The organism is Bartonella sp. AA89HNZF, from assembly GCF_042196905.1.
Classification (GTDB): domain Bacteria; phylum Pseudomonadota; class Alphaproteobacteria; order Rhizobiales; family Rhizobiaceae; genus Bartonella.
In genome coordinates this window covers 14196-16983 of record NZ_JBHIRD010000024.1, presented here as the reverse complement: position 1 = coordinate 16983, position 2788 = coordinate 14196, and the positions used below count along the sequence as shown (strand labels likewise).

Genomic DNA, 2788 nt, shown 5'->3' with positions numbered 1-2788 from the left:
TCTCATCCATCCCGCATAAGTCATCCAAGAAGTCATCACCCCAGAGCTCTTCAATCAATCTTTTGCTTGCATAAGCCATGTTTAAAAGTTTCCCTTAGACAACTTCTTGCAACAAAACGCCGGCATCTTTTGCGGCGACCAATTCACACACGCGTTCACCAACACGCACCCGTTTACCACCCGACAAGCCGATATCTGGATCAGAGATCACTCCAGACAAACGCTCGCCCAACTGAGCACTAAAACCCCAACTGATCACCGAACCATCTGCCTGTTGTTTGGTAGGATCAATATAAAGCAGAGCAATCTTATTGCCCCAAACGCGTGCCAATTGTGCCGCACGTCCTTTGCGGGCCAAATTCACTTGCGATTCACCAATGAGTAAACGATCGGGGTGTATTTCCATCAGATCCGCAAATTGCGCTTTGGTCACAAAACCATCAGCAGTGCCCCCCCCTTTAACAGCTTTAATGATTTTGGGATGACGTTTGAGTTTTGACCAAACAACTTTGCCCATAACAATGGTATTGGGTGTATAGACGAGACTTTTATCCATGGCCTCATCTAAAACAGCATAAGGATCAGATTTCTCATAATCGCTAAATTTATTTTCACCTTTAAGTGTTATCACCCGCTCTGGTGCATAATTTTCACTTCTTTGCACAAGCGCTGCCACACGCACTTCACGCCCCAATTCTAGCAAATTGGCAAGACCTTCTACTGCTGTCTTTTCGGGGTTATAACGAGAGCGCTTTTCTGCCCGTGCCTGCGCCGCCGCCTCAATATCTGAATTGGGGATGAGATCATCAAGCCCATAATCTTTAACACTGGCTTCCCGTTCAAAGGCAGAAAATTCCACCAAATTCGGGCGTCCTTTCCGCCCTATCTCAAGCTCAGGCACCGTAAAATTTTCCGCTAAGGGAAATTCACTATATTTAAACACTTCACTTAAAACAGAAACACGGGGCAAAACTCTATCGCCAATAAGAGAGCCAGCTGGATTGCGATAACCAATAGCAATAGCGGTGAGTGTTGGATCAATGGGAAAAGGTCTGTTCATCATAAGCCTCGATTAATTAATTTTAAAAGAAATAACATCACCAGCAGAACCATCACTCATGGCAATACCAATCGTGCGATCTGCAGCTTCCGCTTTAATGGCGTGTCCTTTGGGGTCAGAGGTCAAAAAATCACCAAAAGAAACATTGCCCCCACAAACCACTTCGCCCCAACCACATTGACCAACATCAAGCATCTCACCAGCCTTTGCACTCAATGACCCAGCAGTCCCTAATAATTTATCACCCTTACCAGAAGCCGTTGCCACCATTCCCTCAGTGCGCGCTGCAACAATGCAATAAGGTGAAATCACATCTATGGCGCGAAAAGATTTAATTAAAATCATCGTACTCATGATTAGCGCTCCTTTTGTTCGCAAATATAATCAACTGCTTGGCTAATGGTGATATCCCACCCTTTTTGCTTCTGCTCTTCCTTATAATGGCGTGCCGCAACAGCAACCTCTTCTGGCGCAAGCTTTGGTTCTTGCTTGAGACAAGAGGTCTCCAAAGGACTTCTAGCGGCAAGAGCCGGCAACTTCTCAACCAAACTTTTAAAATGTTCCACGCCCCCTTCAAGGCTACAGAGTGCACGATACTCCTCGCGGGCAGCAGGCAAAATTTTGCCCTCTTCAATGGCCTTGTCTAAAAGGCTCTCAATAGCTGTATTTTTCTGCTCTTCTTGCAAAAGCGCTAAATCTTCTCGCGCTTTTGTTAATTGGGCATTTAATTCCGCGCGTTCTTTTTCGCGCGCTTTAAGCGTTGCTAAAATCTCATCCGCTTTAGCATCTTCTGCCAGTGATAGTGCACTGGCAATGGCTGTCAAATCCATCATTTTCTCCGTCAAAGTTATAGGGGAAGGCTGTTCACGGCTTAAAGCCGTCATGACAAGGGCTGGACGGTTCACCAAACCAGCACCGGCTAAATTTAAAATTTCACCTTTCTTGGAATGGCGAAACTCAGGCGAAAGATAGCGATATTCTTGGGAAACAATCTTTTTAGCGGCCATATCGGTCCATTTAACACGCCCCCAAATCGCACCATCCCGCTCTGCTAATTCTTCAATCCAGCCACTTGCAGGTGCTTCTAGACCATTTCTCGCACGGTGATGTTGCCCATGCTCATAATCAATCACAAGCGGTCCTTTATTGGCTGCAAAGGCTTTTAAAATAGTTTGCGGGTTATAATGCCATTGTCGTCCATCACGTGCCTTCACATGGGGCGCTTTGGGCAAAAGCTCTACCCATTCAGGCGCTTGGCTAACGGTAGCGTCTTGGCAAAGATCTATTAACGCAGCATGAAATGTTTCTGCATCCCCATCTTTTTGATCTTCGTGAAATTCCTGTTCCATACATTGCCTATTGCTTTACAATTGTCATTGGCAATACAATGCATGAAACTTACTCCCACTATAAGTCTGACACTGTCAGTCAAAAGAGCATTTCTCAAAAAAGCACTCTTTTCCCTATTATTCTCCTTGTGAGAGAAACCCCCGTGCCAAACCATCCCATAAAATCGTTTTCAAAGGCACTTCAAAGGCGATAGAGCGCCGTCGTGAAGTAAGAGGTACAATTTATCGTCTTATACAAAAAAAGCCCCTCTCAAGCCGTTTTTTTAAAGATTGCTTTTTGGCTTAAAAACATTATATCATTGGAGGTAAGGCGTGAGCCAGTTTTGCCAGGACGGTTTTACCGGATCTGCGAGGAGTTGACCGCCCTCCACGCCTTCTC

At 45.4% G+C, this 2788-nt stretch carries 3 protein-coding genes; all 3 read right to left on the bottom strand.

Features of this window, described 5'->3' with window-relative positions; all coding sequences use genetic code 11:
- Positions 1-94: 94 nt before the first annotated feature.
- Genes ACFIN0_RS08450 through ACFIN0_RS08440 form a run of 3 tightly spaced genes read right to left on the bottom strand, consistent with a single transcriptional unit; the run spans position 95 to position 2409 of the window.
- Complete coding sequence (locus tag ACFIN0_RS08450) at positions 95-1060, bottom strand: capsid protein (protein ID WP_375702317.1); 966 nt, start codon at positions 1058-1060, stop codon at positions 95-97.
- A gap of 12 nt (positions 1061-1072) precedes the next feature.
- Positions 1073-1414 carry a hypothetical protein gene (locus ACFIN0_RS08445; RefSeq protein WP_375618803.1) on the bottom strand — a complete coding sequence of 114 codons (342 nt, stop codon included), beginning with the start codon at positions 1412-1414 and terminating at the stop codon, positions 1073-1075.
- 2 nt (positions 1415-1416) lie between these two features.
- Positions 1417-2409: a phage protease gene (locus ACFIN0_RS08440; protein WP_375702310.1), complete on the bottom strand. Its 993-nt coding sequence runs from the start codon at positions 2407-2409 to the stop codon at positions 1417-1419.
- Between the last annotated feature and the right edge of the window lie 379 nt (positions 2410-2788).